Annotated in this window: 24 protein-coding genes; 14 read left to right on the forward strand and 10 right to left on the reverse strand. The window is 62.2% G+C overall.

Going from position 1 to position 23,617, the window contains the following annotated elements; translation table 11 throughout:
• Window positions 1-6: 6 nt before the first annotated feature.
• From scpB to D1227_RS18985, 5 genes are all read right to left on the reverse strand, one after another.
• The gene (gene scpB / locus D1227_RS18965; protein ID WP_119376507.1) at window positions 7-801 is read right to left on the reverse strand and encodes an SMC-Scp complex subunit ScpB; all 795 of its coding nucleotides are present in this window, start codon (window positions 799-801) and stop codon (window positions 7-9) included.
• On the reverse strand, window positions 798-1,616 hold the full coding sequence (locus D1227_RS18970; RefSeq protein ID WP_119376506.1) for a segregation and condensation protein A: 819 nt from the start codon (window positions 1,614-1,616) through the stop codon (window positions 798-800). The genes scpB and D1227_RS18970 overlap by 4 nt, the downstream gene beginning before the upstream one ends.
• Complete coding sequence (gene nagZ / locus D1227_RS18975; RefSeq protein WP_119405794.1) at window positions 1,613-2,656, reverse strand: beta-N-acetylhexosaminidase; 1,044 nt, start codon at window positions 2,654-2,656, stop codon at window positions 1,613-1,615. The genes D1227_RS18970 and nagZ overlap by 4 nt, the downstream gene beginning before the upstream one ends.
• A complete protein-coding gene (locus D1227_RS18980) occupies window positions 2,653-3,504 on the reverse strand; it encodes an SPOR domain-containing protein (protein WP_119405795.1) in 852 nt (283 codons plus the stop codon). The genes nagZ and D1227_RS18980 overlap by 4 nt, the downstream gene beginning before the upstream one ends.
• A 98-nt stretch (window positions 3,505-3,602) precedes the next feature.
• The gene (locus D1227_RS18985) at window positions 3,603-4,805 is read right to left on the reverse strand and encodes a deoxyguanosinetriphosphate triphosphohydrolase (protein ID WP_119405796.1); all 1,203 of its coding nucleotides are present in this window, start codon (window positions 4,803-4,805) and stop codon (window positions 3,603-3,605) included.
• Here D1227_RS18985 and erpA point away from each other — a divergent pair.
• Entirely contained in the window at window positions 4,804-5,130 is a 327-nt protein-coding gene (erpA, locus tag D1227_RS18990) for an iron-sulfur cluster insertion protein ErpA (protein WP_119376502.1), read from the forward strand. The genes D1227_RS18985 and erpA overlap by 2 nt on opposite strands.
• Before the next feature lie 9 nt (window positions 5,131-5,139).
• Here the strand turns inward: erpA and D1227_RS18995 are convergent, their stop codons facing one another.
• Window positions 5,140-6,402: a SulP family inorganic anion transporter gene (locus tag D1227_RS18995; protein WP_119376501.1), complete on the reverse strand. Its 1,263-nt coding sequence runs from the start codon at window positions 6,400-6,402 to the stop codon at window positions 5,140-5,142.
• A gap of 142 nt (window positions 6,403-6,544) precedes the next feature.
• On the opposite strand from D1227_RS18995, the gene D1227_RS19000 reads away from it, so the two are divergent.
• From D1227_RS19000 to D1227_RS19015, 4 genes are all read left to right on the forward strand, one after another.
• Window positions 6,545-7,216, forward strand: a complete 672-nt coding sequence (locus D1227_RS19000) for a nitroreductase (RefSeq protein ID WP_119405797.1) — start codon at window positions 6,545-6,547, stop codon at window positions 7,214-7,216.
• 70 nt (window positions 7,217-7,286) lie between these two features.
• Window positions 7,287-7,853, forward strand: coding sequence for a DUF1287 domain-containing protein (locus D1227_RS19005; RefSeq protein WP_233349919.1), 567 nt, complete (start codon window positions 7,287-7,289; stop codon window positions 7,851-7,853).
• A 59-nt stretch (window positions 7,854-7,912) separates the two neighbouring features.
• Complete coding sequence (locus tag D1227_RS19010; protein ID WP_119405799.1) at window positions 7,913-8,569, forward strand: hypothetical protein; 657 nt, start codon at window positions 7,913-7,915, stop codon at window positions 8,567-8,569.
• Between the two features lie 31 nt (window positions 8,570-8,600).
• Entirely contained in the window at window positions 8,601-8,978 is a 378-nt protein-coding gene (locus D1227_RS19015) for a hypothetical protein (protein ID WP_119376497.1), read from the forward strand.
• Window positions 8,979-9,009: 31 nt separating this feature from the next.
• Here D1227_RS19015 and D1227_RS19020 read toward each other — a convergent pair whose 3' ends face one another.
• Complete coding sequence (locus D1227_RS19020; protein ID WP_119405800.1) at window positions 9,010-9,411, reverse strand: DUF983 domain-containing protein; 402 nt, start codon at window positions 9,409-9,411, stop codon at window positions 9,010-9,012.
• 180 nt (window positions 9,412-9,591) lie between these two features.
• On the opposite strand from D1227_RS19020, the gene D1227_RS19025 reads away from it, so the two are divergent.
• Window positions 9,592-9,789 carry a hypothetical protein gene (locus D1227_RS19025; protein ID WP_119405801.1) on the forward strand — a complete coding sequence of 66 codons (198 nt, stop codon included), beginning with the start codon at window positions 9,592-9,594 and terminating at the stop codon, window positions 9,787-9,789.
• A gap of 77 nt (window positions 9,790-9,866) precedes the next feature.
• Window positions 9,867-10,544: a nitroreductase gene (locus D1227_RS19030; RefSeq protein ID WP_119376494.1), complete on the forward strand. Its 678-nt coding sequence runs from the start codon at window positions 9,867-9,869 to the stop codon at window positions 10,542-10,544.
• On the opposite strand, the gene D1227_RS19035 is transcribed toward D1227_RS19030, so the two are convergent.
• Window positions 10,541-10,933, reverse strand: coding sequence for a DUF983 domain-containing protein (locus D1227_RS19035; protein WP_119376493.1), 393 nt, complete (start codon window positions 10,931-10,933; stop codon window positions 10,541-10,543). The two genes, D1227_RS19030 and D1227_RS19035, sit on opposite strands and share 4 nt — an antisense overlap.
• A gap of 470 nt (window positions 10,934-11,403) precedes the next feature.
• Here D1227_RS19035 and D1227_RS19040 point away from each other — a divergent pair, with 470 nt between their 5' ends.
• The 4 genes from D1227_RS19040 (at window position 11,404) to D1227_RS19055 (ending at window position 16,852) form a co-directional block, all read left to right on the forward strand.
• Complete coding sequence (locus tag D1227_RS19040; protein ID WP_119405802.1) at window positions 11,404-12,915, forward strand: putative bifunctional diguanylate cyclase/phosphodiesterase; 1,512 nt, start codon at window positions 11,404-11,406, stop codon at window positions 12,913-12,915.
• Window positions 12,916-13,058: 143 nt separating this feature from the next.
• Complete coding sequence (locus tag D1227_RS19045; protein ID WP_233349921.1) at window positions 13,059-14,252, forward strand: HlyD family secretion protein; 1,194 nt, start codon at window positions 13,059-13,061, stop codon at window positions 14,250-14,252.
• A gap of 10 nt (window positions 14,253-14,262) precedes the next feature.
• Complete coding sequence (locus D1227_RS19050; protein ID WP_233349922.1) at window positions 14,263-15,945, forward strand: DHA2 family efflux MFS transporter permease subunit; 1,683 nt, start codon at window positions 14,263-14,265, stop codon at window positions 15,943-15,945.
• 10 nt (window positions 15,946-15,955) lie between these two features.
• Window positions 15,956-16,852 carry a CHAD domain-containing protein gene (locus tag D1227_RS19055; RefSeq protein WP_119405803.1) on the forward strand — a complete coding sequence of 299 codons (897 nt, stop codon included), beginning with the start codon at window positions 15,956-15,958 and terminating at the stop codon, window positions 16,850-16,852.
• A 34-nt stretch (window positions 16,853-16,886) separates the two neighbouring features.
• On the opposite strand, the gene D1227_RS19060 is transcribed toward D1227_RS19055, so the two are convergent.
• Window positions 16,887-17,537: a squalene/phytoene synthase family protein gene (locus tag D1227_RS19060; RefSeq protein WP_158586727.1), complete on the reverse strand. Its 651-nt coding sequence runs from the start codon at window positions 17,535-17,537 to the stop codon at window positions 16,887-16,889.
• Between the two features lie 65 nt (window positions 17,538-17,602).
• Between D1227_RS19060 and D1227_RS19065 the strand changes: the two genes are divergently transcribed.
• From D1227_RS19065 to D1227_RS19075, 3 genes are all read left to right on the forward strand, one after another.
• Window positions 17,603-18,208 carry a superoxide dismutase gene (locus D1227_RS19065; protein ID WP_119376488.1) on the forward strand — a complete coding sequence of 202 codons (606 nt, stop codon included), beginning with the start codon at window positions 17,603-17,605 and terminating at the stop codon, window positions 18,206-18,208.
• A gap of 140 nt (window positions 18,209-18,348) precedes the next feature.
• Window positions 18,349-19,998 (forward strand): DEAD/DEAH box helicase, encoded by a 1,650-nt coding sequence (locus tag D1227_RS19070; RefSeq protein ID WP_119405805.1) that lies wholly within the window; start codon window positions 18,349-18,351, stop codon window positions 19,996-19,998.
• 107 nt (window positions 19,999-20,105) lie between these two features.
• Window positions 20,106-22,091: an alpha/beta hydrolase family protein gene (locus D1227_RS19075; protein ID WP_119405806.1), complete on the forward strand. Its 1,986-nt coding sequence runs from the start codon at window positions 20,106-20,108 to the stop codon at window positions 22,089-22,091.
• A 6-nt stretch (window positions 22,092-22,097) separates the two neighbouring features.
• On the opposite strand, the gene D1227_RS19080 is transcribed toward D1227_RS19075, so the two are convergent.
• Complete coding sequence (locus tag D1227_RS19080) at window positions 22,098-23,534, reverse strand: coniferyl aldehyde dehydrogenase (RefSeq protein WP_119405807.1); 1,437 nt, start codon at window positions 23,532-23,534, stop codon at window positions 22,098-22,100.
• Between the last annotated feature and the right edge of the window lie 83 nt (window positions 23,535-23,617).

Genomic DNA, 23,617 nt, shown 5'->3' on the forward strand with positions numbered 1-23,617 from the left:
TTTGCCCTAGTCTTCCTCGGCCTCGGAGTCCATGAAATCTGTCACGAATGCGGCGTCTTCACCGCTGTCTCCGCCTGCCGGAGAGTCGTCCAGATCACGGAATGGAAGCTCGACCTGGCTGGCATCAAAGTCATCGGGGACGACATCCGAGAGCAGCCCGCCGGCTTCCAGCTCAGACCGCCCGGGCAGCAGCTCGAGGCTTTCCAGCCCGAAATGCTCCAGGAAGTCATCGGTCGTGCCATAGGTGACCGGCCGGCCCGGCGTCTTGCGGCGGCCCTTGATGCGCACCCAGCCCGCTTCCATCAGCTGGTCGATCGTGCCCTTGGAGACCGCTACACCGCGCACAGCCTCGATCTCGGCGCGCGTGACCGGCTGGCCATAGGCGATGATGGCGAGCGTCTCCAGCGCAGCCTGCGACAGCTTCTTCTGCTCATGGCGCTCCTCCACGAAGAGGTAGGACAGGTCCTCGGCCGTCTGGAACCGCCACTTACCAGCCACCTCGACGAGGTTCACGCCGCGATGGGCATAAGCCGCCTTCAGCGACATCAAAACCTGAGCCGCATCGGCGCCTTGCGGCAGCGTTTCTGCGACCTGCTCGGCCGAAAGCGGCTCGCCCGCGGCAAACAGCACCGCCTCGGCCCGGCGCAATGCCTCGGCGCTTTCGTCAACATCCGCACCGCCCGATTCCGACAGGGCTTCTGCGGAGCGGCGATAGGCAAAGGAGAGCTGGCGTACGGCCTTGCGGATATCATCCGGTTCGTCGTCCACAGTCTGGTCTTTCATCTGGGGTATCGCGTTCATGCGGTCAGCCCTCCCCTGTCTTCCCTGTTGCCGCGCAGATAGAGCGGCGAAAAATGCTGGTCCTGGCGCAGTTCGACATCGCCATCGCGGGCGAGTTCGAGCGCGGCGGAAAATACGCTGGCAGTTACGGAGCGCGGCGGCACATCGCCGGCAATATCCTTCATCCGGGCGCGCAGGTCGTCGAGGCTCGCCCAGTCATCGATGAGTTTCGACAGGCTCTTCAGCGAGTCGCGCGCATGTTCGAGCGGCAGGACGAACTGGTGCTCGACGCGGTGCGGCGCGGCTTCCTCGCGGCGCTGGCGGATCGACCCGAAGGCCTGCATCAGGTGCCAGAGCGTCGTGTCGTATTCGGTCTGCTTGATGACGCGCGGCTTTTCCGGCGCCCCGCGGACAAACACGTCCTGGCCAAGCTGCGCCAGCTCCATCAGCTGGTCACCGGCCTCGCGCATGGCATCGAGGCGCTTGAGGCGGAAGGCGAGCCGGGCGGCCATCTCCTCGCCGTCGATCTCGTCATTGGCGGCCTTTTCGGGCTTTGGCAGCAGGAGGCGCGACTTCAGGAAGGTCAGCCAGGCCGCCATCAGCAGATAATCGGCGGCAAGATCGATCCGTTTCTTGCGGGCATCCTCGATGAAGGTGAGGTACTGCGTCGCCAGTTCCAGCATGGAGACCTTGAGCAGGTCCACCTTCTGCTTGCGGGCAAGGTCCAGCAACAGGTGCAGCGGGCCCTCATAGCCATCGATATCGACGGCGAACATGTCTTCGGCTTCGATATCCTCGCGCTCGATGAGGTCGTTGGAGACGAGTTCGAGGCTCATGCGTGCGTCACTCCGATATCGGGGATGAGCGCCTTGAACTGCTCCCATCCGGCCTCGGCGTCGAAGGCGGATGCGCGCATTGAGGCGGCCTCGGCATTCTTTGCACGCTCAAGGGCCTTGCCTTCGAGAACCGGCGCCGCTTCGGCGACTTCCGTCATCTCAGCGAGGATCGCATCGGCTTCCTTCAGGAAACCCGAGCAATGCAGCAGCACATCGCAGCCCGCTTCGATGGAAGCATTGGCGCGATCTGTCAGGGAGCCCCCCAGGGCCTTCATGCCGAGATCATCCGTCATCAGAAGGCCATCAAACCCGATTCGGCCCCGGATGACTTCCTGAATCATCTTGTGGGAAACTGTTGCGGCCTTGCCGGCATCGAAATGGTCATAGGCAATGTGGGCCGTCATCGCCATTGGCGCGTCCTTCACATGGATGAACGCCGCAAAGTCGGAGGCCAGTTCATTGCTGCCCGCCGTGACGCGGGGCAGCTCCAGGTGGCTGTCAGCCATGGACCGGCCGTGCCCCGGTATATGCTTGATGACACCGGCAACGCCGCCGTCTTCCAGCCCTTTCAGCGCGGCCTTTGCCAGCGCCCCGACCTTGTCCGGATCGGTGCCAAAGGCACGGTCGCCGATCACGTCATGGGCGCCGGGCTGAGGCAGGTCGCAGACGGGCGCACAGTCGGCATGGATGCCCATCGCGGCCAGCTCATGCGCGATCAACCGGTGGCCGAGCCAGACGGCTTCAAGGCCTTTGTCAGGATCGGCATCGTAGAGATCGCCATAGACGATCCCCTTTGGAAACAGCGGCCATTCGGGCGCTTTCAGCCGGGCGACACGCCCGCCTTCCTGGTCGATAAAGATCAGGATTTCACGCCCAACCGCATTCCAGATGTCTTCGACCAGCTGGCTGACCTGCATTTTCGAGATGCAGGAGCGGCCCATGAGAATCACGCCCCAAGGCTTGCGCTCGGCGAACAGGGCCGCCTCGTCGCGTAGCAGGTTCGGCCCTGCCACGCTGAGGATGCAGGCCTTGTTCGTCATGCCGTCTCGCGCACCACGATACAGTCACCCCCGGCGGACTTGTAGGCGTCGCAGAAGTCCGATGCGCCCTCACGTGAGCCGAACGCACCGGCGCGCAGGCGGTAGAAGACGCCCCTTGCTCCCAGATCGGCCCGCTCGATGGACATGCTTGCTCCTGAAAAGATGTCGGGGTGGGACCGGCGGGCACGCTGCCAGGCATCTGTGGCAGCCGCTTCGCTGCGCAGCGCCGATATCTGGACAAGATACTCCCCGCCTGCGGCAAATGCAAAACGCGATGCAGGCGTCGACGGCTGGACCTGCGGCTGAGGCAGCGGTTCCGCACGCGCCGGACGCTCGGGTTCCGGCGTCGAGATCGGAGCCAGCGACTCGCTCTTTACATCCGCAGGCCTGGTATCAGCAGCCGGCTCCTGCTCGGGGAGCTGGCTGGACGCGTTGCTGACGTTTTTTTCGGTTTCGTCTGAGGAAGGCCGCAGGTCGAGCGGTGGGCCGCCCTTCAGATAGCCATCGGTACGGCTTGCGACCTGCTGCGCGGTTGTCGCGGTTTCACGGCTGGAGCCGTCGATCACATCGTACAGCATCCGGTCGAGATCATCGATCTGCACCCCGCCCCGGTCGTCGGGCACGCGCTTGTATGGCTGCGCTTCTGCAACAACCATGGGCAGCGCCCCGTCCTGCGGGCGAACGCCCTGCCGGTAAGTATTCCAGACCACGGCGGCGAACACGATCAGAACGCCAATGGCGAGTGTCAGGATGAGCGGACCCCGCGCCGTCTCGTCATCCCGGATTTCGAAACCGCGGTATTCTTCCTCATACGGTCCGAAGTCAGCGTCATGGTTACGATAGGTCATTAAGTCATCTGCCCGTGATGGAGGTGTTTACTGGTTAAAATTAGGGGCTGGTTCGTTAACGATCGTTGAATCCGGCGGGATTCAGTACCGCGCTGCCGTCAGATCATGCTTTCGAGATTGAACACCTTGCGGTGAAGGTCGATCGCGTAATTGTCGGTCATCCCGGCAATGTAGTCGCAGACCAGCCGCGCCCGGCGGTCCAGCGGCGCCTGTTCGGCGTCCTGGCGAAGCGGCGGCGGCAGGATGTCCGGCTCCTCGAGGAACAAGTCGAACAGCTCCTTCAGGACGCGCTTGGCCTGGCTGCGCATGCGGTTAACCTTGTAGTGCTTGTACATGCGCTCATAGAGAAACGCCCTCAGCGCGCGCTGCTGCAGGTCGAAATCCTCGGAAAACGCCACCAGCGGCTCGGGCATGGCGCGCACATCCGCGGCTGAGCCGGGCTGGTATTGCTGCACGCGGCGCTCGGTTTCCTGCACGAGATCGTCGATCCACAGGCCGATCAGCCGGCGCACCGCCTCATAGACCGTGCGCTGCTGGTCGAGCATAGGGTATTCCAGCCGCACCGAGCGGAAGACATCGCCAACGACCGGCAGGTGCAGCATGTCATCGATGGAGAACAGCCCGGCCGCGATTCCGTCATCAATGTCATGATTGTTGTAGGCGATATCGTCGGCGAGCGCGGCAATCTGGGCTTCCGGGCCGGCGAACTGGTCGAGCTCCAGCTTTTCGAGGTGCGGGAAGTCGCGGAATGCCGCCGGAAGCGCGGGCATGGGCGTATCGGCGGTAACGAGCGGGCCGTTATGCTTGACCAGGCCTTCGAGCATTTCCCAGGTGAGGTTCAGGCCGTCAAAGGTCGGATAGCGCTGTTCCAGCCGGGTCACGACCCGAAGCGTCTGCGCGTTGTGATCGAAGCCCTCATAGGCTTCCATGCAGGCGTCGAGCTGGTCTTCCCCGGCATGCCCGAAAGGCGGATGGCCGAGATCGTGCGCCAGCGCCATCGCTTCGGCGAGATCCTCGTCCACGCCCAGGCGCCGCGCGACCGAGCGGGCGATCTGCGAGACTTCCAGCGAATGGGTCAGGCGTGTGCGGTAATGATCGCCTTCATGGGCGACGAAAACTTGCGTCTTCTGCTTCAGGCGGCGAAATCCGGACGAGTGAATGATCCGGTCGCGGTCGCGCTGGAACGGCGTGCGTGTCGCCGATTCATGCTCTTCGTGAAACCGCCCGCGGCTCTCCTGCCAGCGCGTCGTGTACACGGCGGGCTTTTCTGGAAGCGCAGGCTTTCCTATCTTGGTGGACATGAGCGATGTCACCCTTTCTCCTTCGGCTGCCAAGCGCATTAATGCGATTCTGGCAAAGCAGTCCGGCAAGGACTTCCTTAGAGTGTCCGTCGAAGGCGGCGGCTGCTCGGGCTTTTCCTACAAGTTCGATCTCGACGATACGAAGAATGATGACGATATCGTGGTCGAGCGCGACGGCGCCCGGGTCCTGATCGACGAGATGAGCCTGGAATTCATGCGCGGTTCGGAGATCGATTTCTCCACCGAACTGATCGGCGCCGCCTTCAAGATCAACAATCCGAACGCCACGGCCGCCTGCGGCTGCGGCACGAGTTTCTCGCTCTAGATCGGGCAGTCAGCGCTTCGGCGTCTTCCAGTCGGTTTCGGTATCGCGACGGCCGAGGCGCAGAGCGAGGCCGATGGCAACGCCGACGCCGATGGCAACGGTCAGGTCGACAAGAACCGTCAGCACCATCGTCAGAACCAGCAAGGCCCGGTCACTCGGGCGGGCGCGCGCATACTCGCCCCATTTATGCGGCTCGCTCATATTCCAGGCGGTCATCACCAGCAGGGCGGCCAGCGCCGGCATGGCGAGATAGCCAGCCAGCGGCGCCGCAACCAGCATGATCAGCAGGATCACCAGCGCATGGACCAGCCCCGCCACGGGCGTCTTGCCGCCAGCGCGGACATTGGTCGCCGTGCGGGCAATCGCCCCTGTGGCTGGCAGGCCTCCAAAGAGAGAAGATGCGATGTTCGCCGCCCCCTGCGCCGTCAGTTCGGCATTCGGGCGGTGTTGGCCGCCGATCATCCGGTCGGCGACCATGGCCGAGAGCAACGACTCGACCCCCGCCAGGAAGGCAATCGTGATGGCCGACGGAATAAGCTCGACAAACCGCGCCCAGCTGATCTCCGGCAGGTGCGGCATGGGCAAATGGTTCGGAAGCGCGCCGAAGCGCGAATAGAGCGTATCCACCGGCAGGTTCAAAAGAGCGACAGCCGCCGACCCGATCCCAACCGCAACGATCAGGCCCGGATATTTCGGCGCCGCCTTGCGCAGGCCGATAATCAGCACCAGCGTCACCAGCGCAATCGCCAGCGCCTGCAGGTTGGCCGTCTCACGCGCGTCCCAGAGTGCTGGCAGTTTCTCGACGAAATCGGCCGGAACGGAACCCGCCGTCAGACCGAAGAAGTCGCTGATCTGGCTCGTTGCGATGATGATGGCGATACCGATTGTGAAGCCGTTGACGACCGCCTCGGGGATGAAGGCAATCAACCGCCCGGCCCGGAAATAGCCCGCGACCAGCAGGATGAAACCTGCCATGAAGGTCGCCAGCACCAGGCCGTCATAGCCATGATCGGCAATCACCCCGAAGACGACCACGATAAAGGCGCCGGTGGGCCCGCCAATCTGCACACGCGAGCCACCCAGAAGGGAGATCATGAAGCCCGCCACGATGGCGGTCACAAGGCCCGCCGCCGGGTCCGCGCCAGAGGCGATCGCGATGGCAAGGCTGAGCGGCATGGCCACCATGGCGACGGTGATCCCGGCCATCAGGTCGGACAGGAACAGCCGGGCCGAATAGTCCCGGATCGTCGTCAGGATTTTGGGCTTGCGCATGGCGACCGGTCTTTATCACCATGCCATGCTTCGCGCACTGCGACTTGACCACTCATGACGGCCCTGGCCAGGCGCCGCAGAGGGCTTGCCCTTCCCTTGCGTCGCTGTCCTAATTCGCTCCAACAGTCAGGGAGTGAGCAAAATGGACGTCAAACAGGCCGTCAATCAACGCATCTCAACGCGCGCCTTTCTGGACAAGCCGATCAGCGAAGCCGAGGTCCGCGACTGGCTCGAGACGGCGCAGCGCGCCCCCTCAGGCGGCAATCTTCAGCCCTGGCGGACGATTGTCGTGACGGGCGATGAAAAGCAGGCCGTTATCGATCTTGCGCAGAAGAAACTCGCCGGAAATCCGCGCGGCGAGCCCACAGACCGCCCGATCTATCCGCCGGACCTTTGGGAGCCGCACGAATCACGCCGTCGCAGGGTTGGCGAGATGATGTATGAGCAACTCGGCATCCCGCGTGAGGACAAGGCCGGGCGCATCCAGTGGTTCTCACGCAACTTCCGCTTCTTCGACGCCCCCATCGCTGTATTCTTCGTCATCGACAAGCGCATGGGCCATGGCCAGTGGGCCCATACGGGCATGTACATGCAGACGCTCGCCCTGCTTGCTGAGGAGCGCGGCTGGGGCAGTTGCTTCCAGGAGTGCTGGGGGATCCTGCGCGACACGCTGCACGACCACTTCCAACTCGGCGAGACCGAAATGCTCTATTGCGGCATGGCCGTCGGCTGGCCGGACCCCGACCATCCGGTCAACCAGCTTCGCGCCGAACGCGCCAGTGTCGATGAGATCGCCGAGCTGAAAGGCTTCTAAAGGCCGCGGAGCCGCCACAATCACGCCCCAGGTGCCACTCAGTCTCATCTCCATGAACCGGAGAGAGATGATGGCAGGCCTGACCGCGCTTCCGCTCGCAGCGACCAATACCGGCTGGCAGGTCTTCCCGGAGGCGACCCAGCTCATCTCGGCGGCCCGCCGGCAGGTCGGCGTCACCATTGACTATGATCCGGCCTATGTCCGCCTTGCCTATCCGGGCGGCGACGTCGCGCGTGAGACCGGCGTGTGCATAGACGTCGTCGTGCGCGCCTATCGCGATGCATTCGAGTTCGACTTCCAGAAAGCCATCCACGAGGACATGCGTGCGAACTTCTCGGCCTATCCGCGGACATGGGGCCTCTCGCGACCGGACCGCAATATCGACCATCGCCGCGTGCCCAATCTTGAAACCTGGCTGACGCGCCATGCAGAAGAACTGCCGGCGGAAAACTGGCAGCCGGGCGACCTCCTGACCTGCCGCGTCGATGCGAGCCTGCCGCACATCGCCATCATTTCGGACAAGAAGACCGCCTGGGGCGAACCGCTGGTGCTCCACAATATCGGGCTCGGCACGCGGGAGGAGCGTCTGATCGGCCGCTTCGACCAGGAGCGCCGCTTCCGATTCTATCCCGCCTGATTTGCGCCCGACCGACTTTATGCAATCCTCGCCGCGGGGCTGGCGGGGAGGGCTCATGAATGCGCGCATCATCCTTCGACTTCATGGGCAATCTGGACACGCTGCTGGCCGTCATCCTGGGTGCGGTGCTGGCGACAGGCGGCGCCCTGCTCGCCGAAATCATCCAGGAACGGCTCTGGCGCAAGCGCAAGGAACGCGATGCGGCACGCTTTTTCGGAGAGGTGCTGACTTCAATCGACGCGCTGGTCGACCTTGCGCTCTCCTCCCAGAAAATCGGCAAGCCCTGGGGACGCGTCACGCAGCGCTTTTTTCAGACGGCCCTGCGCGAAGCAGCGATCTATGAGCGCAACCGCGAGCGTTTGTTCGAAATCCGGGACATGCAGCTGCGCTTCGACGTCCATGCCCACTTCCTGCGAGAGACAGTACCGATCACGGCCGTACTCGAGCAGACCGACGCGATCGAAGCCGCAGAACGCCAGCTCGCCGACGAGACGCTGACCGGCGCGGCGCGCGCGGCGCTCGAGGCGGACCTTGCCCAGGAAATCCGGGACCGGGACCTGTCGCTTGAAGCGGTGATCTACCGGCGCGAACGCTCGTCGGAGCTGATCACCCGGCTGCAGAAGCTGGCGCAGGTCACGTTCGACCAGGGCTTTGGCGAACGTGAAGACGCAGAAGACAAAACCGAGGCGAGCGCGACATCCCGCGAACAAGCTTGACCCGCGCCGGAATCCGGCCTATCGTTTATCGATGAACGATAAATACGATTACCGGCCCGGCGACGTGGTCTCAGTGCGGTTTGGCGGCGTACTGCGCCATTATGGCGTGGTCACCTGGGACGGCCGTATCGTGTCCAACAATGGGCGTTACGGCGGCGTCGTCACCCAGTCACTGTCAGCGTTCGCACGCGGGCGCGAGATCACCAATCACGGTCCCGGCGAAAGCAGCGGCGACTATCTCGCGGCATCGCGGGCCCATCGCCGCGTCGGTCATGACTATCACCTGACCGGTTCCAACTGCGTCCACTTCGTTCGCCACGCCCATGGCCGCTCGCCCACAATCACGCAGATCGCGCGCGGGACTTTTGAAGCCTTCAAGGACATGATGGGCCCCAAGCGGCGCTGGTAGATATCCCCTTCAGTCTCAACCGGTGGGCGGACTATGGCTTCCAGTTCTTCGGCGGGGTGCCATGCTTGCCGGTGCTTTCCCATTTTGCTTCCTCGGCCCGGTTGCGGACCTGAAGATTGAACAGGACCGCCTTGAAAGGCGGCAGCAGGAGAAGCGCCAGGCCGATCATCATCGACAGAAGCACTACCCAAGCCCCAATCATCAAAGGCAAAGGCAAGGGCAGCATCGGCAGGATGAAGTAGAAGGGTGCAAACAGGATCATCACCAGGAAGCCGACAAAGAAGGCTGGCCCGTCGGCGGTGTCGGCAACGCTGAAATCCTGCCCGCAAACCGCGCATTCATCCTTGAATTTGAGATAGCTGCGAAACAGCTTGCCCTCGCCACAGCGGGCGCAGCGGAGCTTCAGCCCCCGGCGAATCGGATCTTCAAACATGCCGGGCAGATGGGGACGTACCTTTGCGCATTGAAGTGCGGCGGGTGGGCGCATGGGGCCGGAATATCACCCGGATACCAGAGCATCGCTGGCGACGCGGCCGTCAATTTTCGCGCTTTTCATTAGCAAGCCGTCAAAAGAGTAAGGGCCATGCTCGGTGTCGCTCTCTGGAGGCATCCCATGGCAAAGTTCTTTCGCTGGCTTTTCTGGACCTTCGCGCCGTTCATCCTCGTCGCAGCCGGCGCCGGGCTTGTCTGGCTTGGCCTGGAACTGGAGGTGAATTTCCTGCTCTGGGCCGGCGGCATAACGGCGCTGACGGGATTCGGCTGGGGCGCCATCCTCGTCCTGATCCATTCCGAAGGCGGCGGGTTCGATTGACTGGCGCAAGCCTCTTGGCTGCCCTTGCGGCATCGCCCTAGTTTCATCCCCAGACACAGACTCGGGAGGAAGAGCGCATGGAATTCGACGAGGTCATCAAGGGCCGCCGCAGCATCCGCGGCTATCTGGACAAGCCGGTGCCCAAGGCGCTGATCCGCGAAATCCTCGAAATCGCCATGCGTGCGCCGACGTCGCTCAATACGCAGCCCTGGAACTTCTACGTCGTGACCGGCGAGGTCCTCGACCGCATCCGGGAAGGCAATGTCGAGCGCAACCTCGCCGGCGTGCCGGACTCGCGCGAATTCCGCATGGGACCGGGCTATGAGGGCGTCCATCGCGAACGCCAGATCGAGATCGCCAAGCAGCTCTTCGCCGTCATGGGTATCGAGCGCCATGACAAGGAGGCGCGCATGGACTGGGTGTTGCGCGGCTTTCGTCAGTTCGATGCGCCCGTCTCCATCGTCATCACCTATGACAAGTCGATCCAGGGCAGCGACATCGCACCGTTCGACTGTGGCGGGGTGGTCAACTGCCTGGTCAATACCGCATGGAACCGGGGCCTCGGCTGCGTGATCAACTCGCAGGGCATCATGCAGAGCCCCGTCGTGCGCGAACATGCGAAGATACCGGATGACCAGGTCATCCAGACCTGCGTCGCCATGGGCTGGCCGGATGACAGTTTCCCGGCAAATGCCGTGGTCTCGAAGCGCAAATCGGTCGACGAGGCTGCGACCTTTGTCGGGTTCGACGACTAGGCCTGATCGGAAGGGTCGGTCGGAGACTGCGCACCGAGCTTCCAGATGGCAGCAATGAACAGCCCCTTGGCCCGCGGCAGCAGGCCAAGGCACAGCGCCGCCGCGACAACGGCCATGATCAGCGTCGACAGCCAGCTCGGCAGCGCATCATTCATCAGCGTTATCACCATGAATGGCGCGAGCAGGTGCCCGACAACCAGAAGCGTCAGCCAGGGCGGGCCGTCGTCAGCGCGGATGGCGCCGGTTTCCAGTCCGCAATGCGAACAGGCATCATACTGGCGCAGATAGCCTGACAGGAGGTGGCCCTCGCCGCAGCGCGGACAGCGTAGCGACAGCCCACGCAAAAGCGCCTGGAACAAGGTCGGCTCGGACAGGGTTGTCGTCTCCATCGGCACGCTTGTTGCCCGGCTGGGCAGTCCATCCAATGTGCTACGGCGACGCAGCAGGCCGGCTTACTGCAAAAACCGGCCATCCTGCTGAGGACGGACGGCGCAGGCCAGAAATACGCTCTTTCGTATATTTTATTACAGTTTTGCAAGGCGCCCCCTCAACCGTAGGGCGCATTGATGCAAAAAGCAGCAAATTTTCATCGATCGGATTCAGCAGTCTGAAAGCGGATGGCCGAATATTGACGGGAAAGCAGACTGTCCGAGGGGGGCAAGATGAATGGGAATGGTTTCAATAAGTTTCTCAACCACGAGATAATCGGGCTCCGATGGCTTGAAATCGAAGGCATGCCGGTTTCGCACGCGCTTCGGTCGGCACGAGCCTGCTCAAGCTTTGAAACCTGTTCCTGCCCCGGCATGACGTCCCCACCCTATGGCGCACCCCGACCCGTCCTGTCTGCAATGGAGTGTGCATGAAAGCTGACATCTCCAAAGACAATTCAGATGACGCTCGCCTGCTCCTGAAAAAGATCGAGCAAGAACGAAATGCCCGTCTCAGTGCCGAGCGAGCGCTGGAGGATAAATCGCGCGAACTTCTCGAGGCCAGCCGCCAGCTCGAAGAAACAAAGTACGAGCTGGACCAGCAGATGGAGACCCTCCGCTCCGAGCGCGACCGGGTCCTTACACTCTCGCGGCTCGACCTGCTCACCCGCCTGATCAATCGCGCGACCTTTGTCAGTCACCTGGAAGAGGTCCTCAAAACCAATCCGCATGACGGCTATTATCACTGGCTATTCCTGATCGACCTGCGCGGGTTCAAGAAGATCAACAGCCTGGTTGGCCAGCATGGCGGCGATCTTGTGCTGAAGGAGGTCGGCCGGCGCCTTCAGGAAGCGGCCTTTGCGAGCAATAGTCTCGCAGCGCGGCTGGGCGGCAATGAATTTGCCATATCGACCGTGCTCAGTACCCGCGATGCCGCCAATTTCTCAGACTTCCTGCGTTCGATCCTCGAAGCGTCCATGAACATTCTTGGCCGCCGGGTCATCATGGATGTGAACATCGGCGCCGCGGGCACCAATATAGCAGAGGCAACCGTTGAGTCCCTGCGCGGCGCCGCCGACTTCGCCCTGCTGAAATGCCGCACGTCAAACGGTCGCCGCGTGTGCCTGTTCGATGCTTCGATGCAGGACGAAGTCGTCGAGAAACTCGACCTGGAAGTCCGGTTGCGCCAGGCCATTCGTGACAAGCAGATTGAGCCATGGTTCCAGCCTATCGTCGATGCATCAACACCAAGTCAGGTGTCCTTTGAAGTGCTTGCCCGCTGGAGCCGCCCGGACGGCATGATCTCCCCCGGAACATTCATCCCCCTGGCCACGAAACTCGGCTTCCGCCGCCGGCTGGACGCCGACCTCTTCCTGAAAGCGAGTGAGCTGGCCGCGCCCTGGATCGAAGAAGGCTGGCTGAAGGATCTGAGCTTCAACGTTCCACCGTCCGACCTCTTCCTGCCAAGCTTTCTCAGTGATCTCGACGCCCTGCTCGAGGAATCGCCGCTTCCCAATGACCGCATCGTCATGGAAATTACCGAGGCTGTCTTCATCGAGGATCTTGAAGCGGCCCGTGAAAAGCTCGAAGCGATCAAGGCAAGAGGCGTGCGCATCGCGCTCGACGATTTCGGTACGGGCTATTCGAACCTGCGCTCGATGATCGCCCTGCCCTTCAGCAAGATCAAACTCGACCGTTCGCTGATTGCCGAACTGGAATCGAATGACCGCGTCACAATGCTTGTCAGCGCCGTTACCCAATGGGCGCGCGCGGTGAATATCGGGCTTGTGGCTGAAGGCGTGGAGAACGAGGCGCAGTTCACCGTGCTGAAGGCTTTGGGCTGCAGCAATTTGCAGGGCTACTATTTCGGCCACGCCCTGCCTGCCCAGGAAGTTTGGGCCCGTTATGGACGGCAAGGCGACAAGGAAGCGCTCAGGGCCTGAATCCGCCACCGGCAGCCCGTCCGCCCGTACCCGATAACCGCCGCTCTGGCCCCTGCCTTTACGTCAGGGCTCGAACAATCATTCTAACTTTGTCAGAGTGACCCCAAAGAAAAGATCCCAAGGGAGGACGGCTTACGCGCGCCATGCGCTGGCCTGACAAAATGGACGGGAACATTCCACAGGCCTCGATGGAGGCCGAAACGACAGCTCCAAGCCGTTTCGGCAGGGCCGGCGCCCTGCTCCGGGTCAAGCATGCCCGGCTGGCGGGCGGCCTGCTTGCTGCTCTCGTCCTGATCGGTTTGGCGGTTCAGTTCCTGATCGACCGCGCGGCCTACGTCTCGACCGCCGATGCACGGATCGCCTCTGACATGATTGCCGTTTCGGCTGATGTTTCCGGACGCATCACCAATGTCGCCGTCGGCGAAGGCGATCGCGTGTCGGCTGGCGATGTCCTGTTTACGATCGATGATCGCGAAGCGGTCTATGCGCTGGCCGAACTTGAGGCAGAAGCCGAACGGCTTCGCGCAGAGATCGCCAGAGAGGAAATGCGTGTCTTGCTGGCTTCGTCCAAGGCCGGCAGCGAAGTTGCCGCGCGAACCGCTGGTACGCAGTCGGCCGCTGCAGCCCTGGTCGCGGCCCGCTCCGACTATGAAACCGCCCAACGCGACTTCGACCGCACGCAGGACCTGTTCGACAAGGGCCGCGTCTCACAGGCCGCGCTCGACCAGGCCCGCAATGTCCTGGACACAGCGGAACAAGCGGTTCACCGGGCCGAGGCTGAACGGGAAAGAGCCGCCGCCGAACAACGCACAGCGAGTATATCCGGTGAGGAAGTCCGCCTTATCGACTACGAACTGGCCGTCCTGAAAGCGGCCCTCCAGAAGGCGGAGGCGCGCCTCGACGCCCAGAAGGTCGTCGTCGACCAGCATACGATCCGCAGCCCCATCGATGGAGTTGTCGATGAAGTCTTCTTCGATGCAGGCGAACATTCACTGCACGGATTCCGCATGGCCCTGCTGCATGACCCTGACACCGTATGGGTTTCGGCCAACATCAAGGAAACCAATATCCGGCACGTGCGCCCGGGCGCCGACGTCATCATCAAGGCCGATGCCTATCCCGGTGTCGAACTGAAAGGCCATGTGTCGAGCATTCACGATGCGACGATTGGCGAGGCCGCACTGATGCCCAACCCGAATGCAAGCGGCGTTTTCACCAAGATCACGCAGCGCATAGCCGTCCGGATCGATGTCGAGCCGGCTAACGTCCAGCTGCGTCCGGGGACGATGGTGCGGGTGCGTATCCGCAAGGCATCGGACAACAGCGCGCAGGGCTGACGGCGATGCGATGACGGCCAGCCGCGCAAACAGCCAGACGTCACGGGCGAGACAGCCGAAGCCGCTGCCGGATGACATTCCACCTATGGCCAACAAGGCGGTGCGCGACCGGTTCGCCCAGTTTGGACCGGCCTACAGGTGGCTGCTTCTCTTTGCGATGCTGACAGGATCGATGGGGACGCTGCTCGCCGCGACCACCATCAACGTTGCCCTGCCAGCCATCATCGGGGCCTTTGGCCTTGGACAGGACCAGGCACAATGGATGTCCACCGCCTTCCTCGCCTCCTCGACGATCGCCATGCTCGCCAATGCCTGGGCGATGACGAATTACGGGCCGCGCGCGACCTATTTCATTGCCATGGCGATGTTCGTGGCAGGATCGCTTCTGGGCGCCGTCAGCAGTTCCCTTGGCCTGCTCATCGTGGCGCGGGCGATGCAGGGTGTCGCCGCCGGGCTGATCCAGCCCATGTCCATGTTCCTGATCTTCCAGACCTTTCCAGACAAGCAACGCGGAACGGCCATCGGCATCTTCTCGATTGGCGTAGTGCTGGCGCCAGCTTTCGGGCCGGCACTGGGCGGTATCGCCGTCGATCTCGCCAGCTGGCGGCTGGTCTTCGTGGCGACCGTTCCGCTGGCGATTGCTGCGCTGGCGGCTGCCTCCTTCCTGATGCCGGATGTCGACCCGGACAGGGGAGCCGGCCGCCGGCCTCTGGACTGGTGCGGGCTCGGCCTGCTGACTATCGCCATCATTTCACTCCTGTCGGCCTTCGCGGGCGGCAACCGGGATGGCTGGGATTCCGACATCACACTCCTGAAAATCACGATCGGCCTTTCGGCGGCGGCGGCCTTCTATTTCTGGGAAAAGCGACACCCTTTCCCGGCCCTCAATCCTGCAATCTTCGCCTACCGCCAGTTCTGGTCCGCCGGCCTGATCATCGCGGCCACGGGCGTGGCGATTTACGGATCAACCTATCTCATCCCGCTCTTTGTACAGCTCGTGCAGCACTACTCGCCCACGGCCGCCGGCATCATGATGATCCCGGCTGGTCTTGCCATGGTGGTCTGCTTTCCGCTGGCCGGGCGGCTGACCGACCAGGTGGATGTCCGCTTCCTGCTCGCCTTCGGGATCGTCGTCTTCGCCATTTCGGCCTACCTGCTCTCCCATGTCAGCGCGCTGACACCTTACTGGACCCTTGTGTTCTGGGTCGTGCTGAGCCGGGTCGGGATTAGTTTCTGCATGCCTCCCGCCAATACGACAGCCGTTCGCGCTGTGCCGCCGGACCTGCTTGCGTCGGCAACGGGCGGGGCGTCCTTCCTGATGCAGATCGGCGGCGCCTTCGGGGTCAACCTCTTGGCGATCCTGCTGCAGCGCCGCCTTCTCTTCCATGGCGACCATCTGTCAGCCGGGCTAACCGAGGCAAATCCGCAGATGACCTACAGCCATGCCATGCAAGCGCTCGAAAACCAGGCCGCCGGCATGCCGCAATTGCAGGCTTTCCAGACGGCCTTCAGCGAGTTTGGGCGCCAGATTTCAGCCGAAGCCAGCGTCCTGGCCTTCAGGGACTGCTTTCTTGTTGCTGCGCTCTGGTTTGTATTTGTATTCTTTGCCCTCGGCCTGATGCCCAAACCAAGGCTTGAGGGACAATCGCCGCCGCCCGCATCTACACCGGCGGAGGTATCGGGGACGAGTTGAGGGACTGATTTTGGCCTATTCGCTGCGCATGAGCGACGAGAGTGTGGATGCCGGCATACGCCGCATCGCCATCAGCCAGCTCGAAACGGGACTGTCGGAGCTGCGCGATGAAACGCTGAGCCAGCACCAGCGTGTGCGTCAGGCCCGCAAGCGCTGCAAGAAGATGCGCGGCCTCGTCCGCCTGGTCCGCCCCGTCTTTCCCGGTTTCGAGACCGAGAATGCGGCCTTCCGTGACGCAGCACGGACCCTGTCACCCTTGCGCGATGCGTCTGCCGTGCTGGAGTCCGTCGACGCCCTCGAACACCATTTTTCAGCGCAGCTGAAGAAAGCTGCCCTGGCGCCATTGAGGCAGGCCCTGGAAGCGCAGCGCGAAGGCCTCGATGAGGCGGAGATTGAAGAGCGGCTGTCCGATCTCAGGCTGGTCTTCCGTGAAGCCCTCGACCGCGTGCCGGACTGGTCACTCAATGCCAATGGCGCCGACGCCTTCACGCCCGGCGCACGGAAAACCTACAAGCGCGCCCGCAAGGCGATGCAGAAGGCCCGCAAAAGCCGGATCGCGGAAGACTTCCATGAGTGGCGCAAGCCGATGAAGTATCACTGGTACCAGATCCGCCTGATGAAGAAGGTCTGGCCGCCCGTAATGAGCGGCTATGGCGAACAGGCCGAACAGCTCTGTAGCGATCTTGGCGAGCATCACGACCTTGCCGTCTTGCGGGCGACAGCAAAGACGCTGCTCGGCGCATCCTCCGACACGACAGAGCTGGTCGAAGGCCTGGCCATCGGGCGCCAGCACGAGCTTGAGAAAACCTGTATCAAGCGCGGCAAGAAACTGCTCGCCGAACCGCCAGACGACATGGCAAGGCGCTGGGCGAGCTGGTGGGACAGCGCGCGCCAGCCAGTGCCGTAGACGGCCAGGGCGCGCGTCCCGGCCCTTGTCGTGGCTAGACCTGGCCGGTCATGATTCCGCGCAGCACGCACATCCGCCGCGACAGTTTGCCGGGCGGCGTCTGGCGGCCATAAAGCCGGCGCAACCGCAGATGGGCGATTGCCGGACGGATCGACTTGGGCACCCGCGCAACGACAGGGCCGTATCCAACGCGCTCACCCCGGCGCAGGGCGGCGACATGCGGCGCAAGCGAGGTGATGTGCGTTCCCCAACCATGCGCGTTCGCCAGGACACGAGCCGCCGTTGCCGTCAGCAAGGCTTCTGGCTGAAGCGCTCGGTCTGAATCCTCAAAGGCGTCCTCGAACTGGTCGACCAGCCGCTTCAGCGCGCCGATGTCATAGCGGTTCTCGGCCAGCATGCCGGCCAGCGCGCCGACAACATCGTGGGCGCGGGGCGTCTTTCCCTGTTCGATTTCCTCCAGCGCCTCACGCCACCACTGGAAGCGGATGGCGCCCAGCCCCGGCTCGGTCACGACGAGCCGGACACGCGCAAGTTCATAGGCAAATGCATAAAGTGCAGTCAGCGCGCGGCGCTCAGGTTTCGACGCATAACGCGATGACAGCCAGCGATCCTCGTCGCCGGCGCGGACCTTTTCATCGAGGCTTGCCCAAATTTCAGGGCTTGTGAGGGTAGAAGAGTGTGGCATGGACCCCATATGACGTGCGACGCGCCAAAAAATTTAAATCACTTCAACGCAAGGAGCGACCTTTAATGGCTTTCGAACTTCCCCCTCTGCCCTACTCCCGCGATGCGCTGGCACCAGCCATCTCAGAAGAGACGCTGAATTTCCACTATGGAAAGCACCATCAGGCCTATGTGAACAATCTCAACAAGCTGATCGAGGGCACGGCGCATGAAGGTGCCGCTCTCGAGACGATCATTGCCGACGCGGCAAAGGACAGCTCAAAGGCTGGCCTGTTCAACAATGCCGCCCAGGTCTGGAACCACACCTTCTACTGGCATTCGATGAAGCCGGGCGGCGGCGGCAAGCCGACGGGCGCGATTGCGGCCAAGATCGACGCGGATTTCGGGTCCTACGAAAAGTTCGCTGAAGAGTTCAAGGCAGCCGGCGGCGGCCAGTTCGGGTCGGGCTGGGCCTGGCTCGTGCTGAAGGACGGCAAGCTTGCCATCCGCAAGACGCCGAATGCCGAGACCCCGCTGACGGAGGACGGCGCAACACCCCTCCTGACCATGGATGTCTGGGAGCATGCCTATTATCTCGACTACCAGAATTCGCGCCCGAACTACATGCAGGCCTTCCTCGAAGACCTGGTGAACTGGGACTTCGCGAACCAGAATCTGTCTGACGCGAGCTAGGTCACCTAACGCCTTGCCAGGCGACTGAATGAACGAGGCCCGTTTCCGGTTATGGAAGCGGGCCTTTTTCAGTGTTGTTGTGCCGCCACAGCGCGCTGGCAGACTGCCGCGCCCCCTTTCGCAACCGCAACAATTCAGGTATGGCGACGCCAGTATGTTCTTTCCGGGCATGGAAGCGCCCGGGCCTGCTGCCATCCGGGCAGTTCTCCGAGCGATACAGAATCCATAACCCGAAAGAGACTTTTTTGACCGAAAAACAAGACGAACAACCGAAAACCACGTTTGCTGCGCTGGGGCTCGGACCGAAAATCCTGCAAGCCATCGAAGAGGCCGGCTACGATTCGCCGACACCGATCCAGGCGCAGGCCGTTCCGCATATTCTGCTCGGCGGTGACGTGACAGGCATCGCCCAGACGGGCACCGGCAAGACGGCGGCCTTCGTGCTGCCGATGATCCATCGCCTCGAACAGGGCCGCGCCCGCGCCCGCATGCCGCGCACGCTGATCCTCGCGCCGACCCGTGAGCTTGCTGCCCAGGTGGCCGAGAACTTCGAGAAATATGGAAAGCACCTGAAGCTCAACATGGCGCTGCTGATTGGCGGGGTCTCCTTCAAGGAGCAGGAAGACAAGCTGATGCGCGGCGTCGACGTCCTCATCGCGACGCCCGGCCGCCTGATCGACCAGTTCGAGCGCGGCAAGATCCTGCTGACGGGTGTCGAAATCCTCGTCATCGATGAAGCCGACCGCATGCTCGACATGGGCTTCATCCCGGACATCGAGAAGATCTGCGCCCTGCTGCCGCCGCGCCGCCAGACGCTGCTCTTCTCCGCGACCATGCCGCCGGAGATCAACAAACTCGCCCAGCGCTTCCAGAAGGATCCAAAAAAGATCGAGGTCGCCCGCCAGGCGCAGACGGCCGAGACGATCAAGCAGTTCGTGGTGAAAATCCCGCGCGATGACGACAAGGCCAAGCGCACGGCGCTGCGCCGCGTGATCGAGAACCGGCAAGTCAAGAACGGCATCGTCTTCTGCAACCGCAAGCGCGAAGTCGATGTCGTGACCAAGTCGCTGAACAAGCACGGTTTTGATGCCGCCGCGATCCATGGCGATCTCCCACAGGCCTACCGTACGCAGACGCTGGACCGCTTCCGTGATGGGGACCTCAAGCTTCTGGTTGCCTCAGACGTGGCCGCGCGCGGTCTCGATGTTCCGGATGTCAGCCACGTCTTCAACTACGCGCCGCCACCCAAGGACGAGGACTATGTCCACCGCATCGGCCGGACTGGCCGCGCAGGCCGCAAGGGCGAGAGCGTGACAATCGTCGGGCCGTTCGACGAGAAGTCCTGGGCCGGGGTCATGAAGATGATCCAGACCGATGTCGAGGAGCTGATGCCGGAAGGCCTTCTTGAGGAGATCGAGAACCTGCCTGAAGACACTGGCGGCCGGCGCGGCAAGGGCCGGAGCCGCGGCGGGCGGGACGACAGAAGCTCGGGCGGACGTTCCCGCGGCGGCCGTAGCCGCAGCAAGCCGAAGGACGAGGCAAAGGCCGACAGCCAGGCGCCCGCGGAAGCGAAAGAAGCCAAGGCCAAGTCCGAAAGCAAGCCGGCTTCAAAGCCCGAGAAATCCGCTGACGACAAACCGGCGGCCAAAGCCGAAAAGCCAAAACGCTCACGCGGCGGCGGCAAGAAGGATGGCGGCAAGGAACGCAAGCGCGGTAAGGACGAACTCGAACCCGCCAGCGACGCCGTTCGTGGTTTCGGCAACAACGTCCCGGATTTCCTGAAGCGCTAGCGGACCGCCTGGCCGTGGACTGCCATGCAATTGTCACGCAGCTTTAATTGACACGACCTCATGACACCTTAGCGTGATGCTTTGCATCAGGGCGTGAGAGGTCATTCTTGAAGCTTTTCAGTATCGTCATCAATGCGATGGCGGCCATTTGTATGTCTCTTGCCGCTTCAGCCCAGGCACCACAGCCGCCAATCGAAGCGTATGGCGAGTTGCCCTCCCTCGTCGAAGCTGAAGTCTCTCCCAGTGGCCACAGGATTGCGCTTCTTGTGCAGAAGAACGCCAGTTTCGTCCTGCGTATCTATGACGCGAAGGAGAGAGCGATCACGCATCAGTTCGGCGTCGAACCGATGAAGGTCCGGGGCCTTTTCTTCAGTGACGACAAGCATGTGATCCTGCAGGCCTCGGAGACCACCCAGACCTGGGGATTTCGAGGAAAGTACGAGTATTCCGCCGCCATTTCGATCAACCTGGAGAACGGCAAGTCGAAACAGATGCTCTCTCGCGAAGGAAGCCTGTATCCAGCCCAAAGTGGCATCGGGAGGGTCATCGGTCGGCTGGCATCAGGTGACCTGCTGATGCCGGCGTGGGTAGGGTCTTCCAGGTCTCAGCCACACTACGACATTCTGAAGGCTGATCCCGACAACGGCCATGGCCGCAAGCACACGCGCGGTTTTCATGACACGATCGACTGGTTCGTCTCAACCGAAGGCGAGGCGTTGGTGCGCGAGTCCTACGACGACGACAAAGACAAATACGTTGCCGAATATCATGATGGCAAAAACTGGAACGCGCTTCTGGACATAGACAGCGCAGAACTTCCGGTCAGTATCGTTGCCCTCACCAATGACGAAAAGGGTGCCTTCTTCGTCAGTGTTCGTGACGATGAAGAGGGCTTCAGCGCGCTGTCGCGGATCAATTTTGATGGCAGCACGCAAGAGTCGACCTATGCGCGGGAGGGTGCCGACATCGGCGCTGTCCTGACCGATATCAACAGGCGCTTTGTAGGCGTGAAATACACCGGCACGCTGCCAGCCTACGATTTTGCCGATGAAGTCCTGCAGGAGAGCTATACGTTTGTCTCCTCAACCTTCCCTAACACCATGATCGAGCTCGACTCATGGGCCGACGACCGGTCCAGCATGCTCTATCGCGTCTTTGACGGGTTCAAGGTCGATTTCTGGCTGCTGCACCAGCGAAATCCGGACAAACTGACCATCCTTGCCTATTCGCGGACAGACATTCCGCCAGAAGCCGTGGGCCAGGTCTTTGCTGCGAAGTATCCTGCCCGGGATGGGCTCGACATCCCCGCCATCCTCACAATTCCGCCCGGCACAAACCTGGAGGCCGGAATGAAGCTGCCGATGATTGTCATGCCGCATGGCGGCCCTGCGGCTCACGACACCTATGATTTCGATTGGCTCGCCCAGTTCTTCGCCAATCGCGGCTATTTCGTCCTGCAGCCGAATTTTCGGGGCTCGACCGGTTTCGGGCAGGCGTTCGAGGATGCTGGACAGGGCGAATGGGCGGGCAAGATGCAGGACGATATCACGGATGGCGTCAATGCCATGACCAGCAGCGGATATGCGGATCCTGACAGGGTCTGCATTATCGGTGCGAGCTATGGCGGCTATGCCGCTCTCGCTGGTGGAGCGTTTACGCCCGACCTTTACAGATGCGTGGCCGCGATTGCACCGGTGGCCGATCTCGAAAAGATGCTCCGCACTGAAAGCCGCGATCACGGCCGCGACAGCTGGAGCGTTACATATTGGGAACGGATCATGGCAGATGGCGATGCGCGCCGCGAAAAGCTCCGCTCAATCTCGCCCAGCGAATTTGCCGACAGTTTCAAGGCGCCTGTCCTGCTCATCCATGGCATCGACGACACCGTCGTCGAATATGACCAGAGCCGCATAATGAAGCGGGCGCTCGATCGCGCCGGAAAGGATGTGGACCTCGTCAAGCTGAAAGGCGGCGACCACTGGCTCAGCGATAGCGAAACACGCCTGGCCACGCTGCAGGCGCTGGATGCCTTCGTATCGGAACACCTGGCGCCGGCGGCCGGTTCGAACCCGGCCGCCGCGCCGACGCCATAGGCGCGCCTACTTCTTGATGCGGCTTTCGACCTGCTTGCGGTATTTGTCGCCATAGGGCGGACGAACCATGGCAAGCAGCTCCGAACCGATCTGCGTGTAGACCGACTTGCGGTGGCTGAATTCCCGGAAACCGTCGACCCCATGATACGAGCCCATGCCGGACGGACCAATGCCGCCAAAAGGCAGGTCCTCCTGGGCGACATGGAAGATGACATCGTTCACCGTCACCCCGCCAGAGGTCGTATTGTTGAGGACATAGTCACGCTCGTCGGCATCCTCACCGAAGTAGTAGAGGCCGAGCGGGCGCGGGTGGGCGTTGACATAGGCCACCGCTTCCTGCGCGCCGGAATAGGACTTTATCGGCAGGATCGGGCCGAAAATCTCGTCCTGCATGACCTTCATGTCGTCCGTCGGATCGATGATGATATGCGGTGGCATCTTGTGGAAGGGCTGTTGCGAGAAGTTCTCGCCAGCCGGATTGATCTCGACGATCTCCGCGCCCTTCGACTTTGCATCCTCAAGATAGGACTGCAGCCGGTCATAGTGGCGCTGGTTTACCACTGACGTGTAGTCGACATTATCCTTGAGGCCGGACGGATACATGGTTTCAACGGCGCTGGTCGCCGCCTGAACGAAATCTTTCGTCTTCTCTTTCGGCACGAACGCGTAATCCGGTGCGAGGCAGATCTGACCCGCATTCAGCGTCTTGCCTGCCATGATACGCTTGGCGGCCTTTTCGAGGTCGGCGGATTCGCCGAGGATCACCGGTGACTTGCCACCGAGTTCGAGTGTCAGCGGGACAAGATTATCCGCTGCGGCCCGCATCACGTGATGGGCGATCGACGTCGCGCCAGTGAAGATCATGTGGTCGAAGGGCAGCTTGGAGAAGGCCGCGCCTACGTCCGGCCCGCCGGTGACCACGGCAACCTCTTCCTCGGTATAGTATTCGGCGAACAGCTTCTTCATCAGCTCGGATGTCTGCTCGGTAAATTCCGACGGCTTGATCATCGTCCGGTTGCCAGCCGCGAAAACACCGGCCAGCGGCGTGAAGGTGAGGTTCACCGGAAAGTTCCATGGGCTGATAACGCCCACGACGCCCTTGGGCTGGTACTGAATCCGCGCCTTGGCGCCCATCAGGCCGAGCGGAAAGTCTGTCGAACGCTTTTCCGGCTTCATCCATTTGCGCAGATGCTTCTTCGCATGCTTCAGCGCGCCGATGGATCCGGCAATGTCGGTGAAGTCGGACTGGTCCATGGAGCGGTGGCCGAAATCGGCACTCATCGCCTCGCTGAGCGCCTTGCGGTGCGTCACCAGGAGGTCGATCGCCTTGTCCAGCCATTCCTCGCGCCGTTCGGCAGAGGGAATTCCGTCACGGATATGCGCCGCTTTCTGCCGGGCGAGAACAGAACTCATCTGATCGGGGCTTGAAGTATCCAGGGCCATGCGGGTCCTCCCAAAAATTTGTAACGGGTTCCAATCTACCGGATATACCCTCCAATCCAAAGATTGTCGCCACGTCACGGTTT

Source organism: Henriciella mobilis (assembly GCF_003576315.1).
GTDB lineage: Bacteria > Pseudomonadota > Alphaproteobacteria > Caulobacterales > Hyphomonadaceae > Henriciella > Henriciella mobilis.

Excerpts from the sequence above, each read along its gene's own strand:
- scpB (WP_119376507.1), bottom strand. The coding sequence starts at position 801 with ATGAACGCGATACCCCAGATGAAAGACCAGACTGTGGACGACGAACCG.
- D1227_RS18970 (WP_119376506.1), bottom strand. The coding sequence starts at position 1,616 with ATGAGCCTCGAACTCGTCTCCAACGACCTCATCGAGCGCGAGGATATC.
- nagZ (WP_119405794.1), bottom strand. The coding sequence starts at position 2,656 with ATGACGAACAAGGCCTGCATCCTCAGCGTGGCAGGGCCGAACCTGCTA.
- D1227_RS18980 (WP_119405795.1), bottom strand. The coding sequence starts at position 3,504 with ATGACCTATCGTAACCATGACGCTGACTTCGGACCGTATGAGGAAGAA.
- erpA (WP_119376502.1), top strand. The coding sequence starts at position 4,804 with ATGAGCGATGTCACCCTTTCTCCTTCGGCTGCCAAGCGCATTAATGCG.
- D1227_RS18985 (WP_119405796.1), bottom strand. The coding sequence starts at position 4,805 with ATGTCCACCAAGATAGGAAAGCCTGCGCTTCCAGAAAAGCCCGCCGTG.
- D1227_RS18995 (WP_119376501.1), bottom strand. The coding sequence starts at position 6,402 with ATGCGCAAGCCCAAAATCCTGACGACGATCCGGGACTATTCGGCCCGG.
- D1227_RS19000 (WP_119405797.1), top strand. The coding sequence starts at position 6,545 with ATGGACGTCAAACAGGCCGTCAATCAACGCATCTCAACGCGCGCCTTT.
- D1227_RS19005 (WP_233349919.1), top strand. The coding sequence starts at position 7,287 with ATGGCAGGCCTGACCGCGCTTCCGCTCGCAGCGACCAATACCGGCTGG.
- D1227_RS19010 (WP_119405799.1), top strand. The coding sequence starts at position 7,913 with ATGCGCGCATCATCCTTCGACTTCATGGGCAATCTGGACACGCTGCTG.
- D1227_RS19015 (WP_119376497.1), top strand. The coding sequence starts at position 8,601 with ATGAACGATAAATACGATTACCGGCCCGGCGACGTGGTCTCAGTGCGG.
- D1227_RS19020 (WP_119405800.1), bottom strand. The coding sequence starts at position 9,411 with ATGTTTGAAGATCCGATTCGCCGGGGGCTGAAGCTCCGCTGCGCCCGC.
- D1227_RS19025 (WP_119405801.1), top strand. The coding sequence starts at position 9,592 with ATGGCAAAGTTCTTTCGCTGGCTTTTCTGGACCTTCGCGCCGTTCATC.
- D1227_RS19030 (WP_119376494.1), top strand. The coding sequence starts at position 9,867 with ATGGAATTCGACGAGGTCATCAAGGGCCGCCGCAGCATCCGCGGCTAT.
- D1227_RS19035 (WP_119376493.1), bottom strand. The coding sequence starts at position 10,933 with ATGGAGACGACAACCCTGTCCGAGCCGACCTTGTTCCAGGCGCTTTTG.
- D1227_RS19040 (WP_119405802.1), top strand. The coding sequence starts at position 11,404 with ATGAAAGCTGACATCTCCAAAGACAATTCAGATGACGCTCGCCTGCTC.
- D1227_RS19045 (WP_233349921.1), top strand. The coding sequence starts at position 13,059 with ATGCGCTGGCCTGACAAAATGGACGGGAACATTCCACAGGCCTCGATG.
- D1227_RS19050 (WP_233349922.1), top strand. The coding sequence starts at position 14,263 with ATGACGGCCAGCCGCGCAAACAGCCAGACGTCACGGGCGAGACAGCCG.
- D1227_RS19060 (WP_158586727.1), bottom strand. The coding sequence starts at position 17,537 with ATGCCACACTCTTCTACCCTCACAAGCCCTGAAATTTGGGCAAGCCTC.
- D1227_RS19065 (WP_119376488.1), top strand. The coding sequence starts at position 17,603 with ATGGCTTTCGAACTTCCCCCTCTGCCCTACTCCCGCGATGCGCTGGCA.
- D1227_RS19070 (WP_119405805.1), top strand. The coding sequence starts at position 18,349 with ATGGCGACGCCAGTATGTTCTTTCCGGGCATGGAAGCGCCCGGGCCTG.
- D1227_RS19080 (WP_119405807.1), bottom strand. The coding sequence starts at position 23,534 with ATGGCCCTGGATACTTCAAGCCCCGATCAGATGAGTTCTGTTCTCGCC.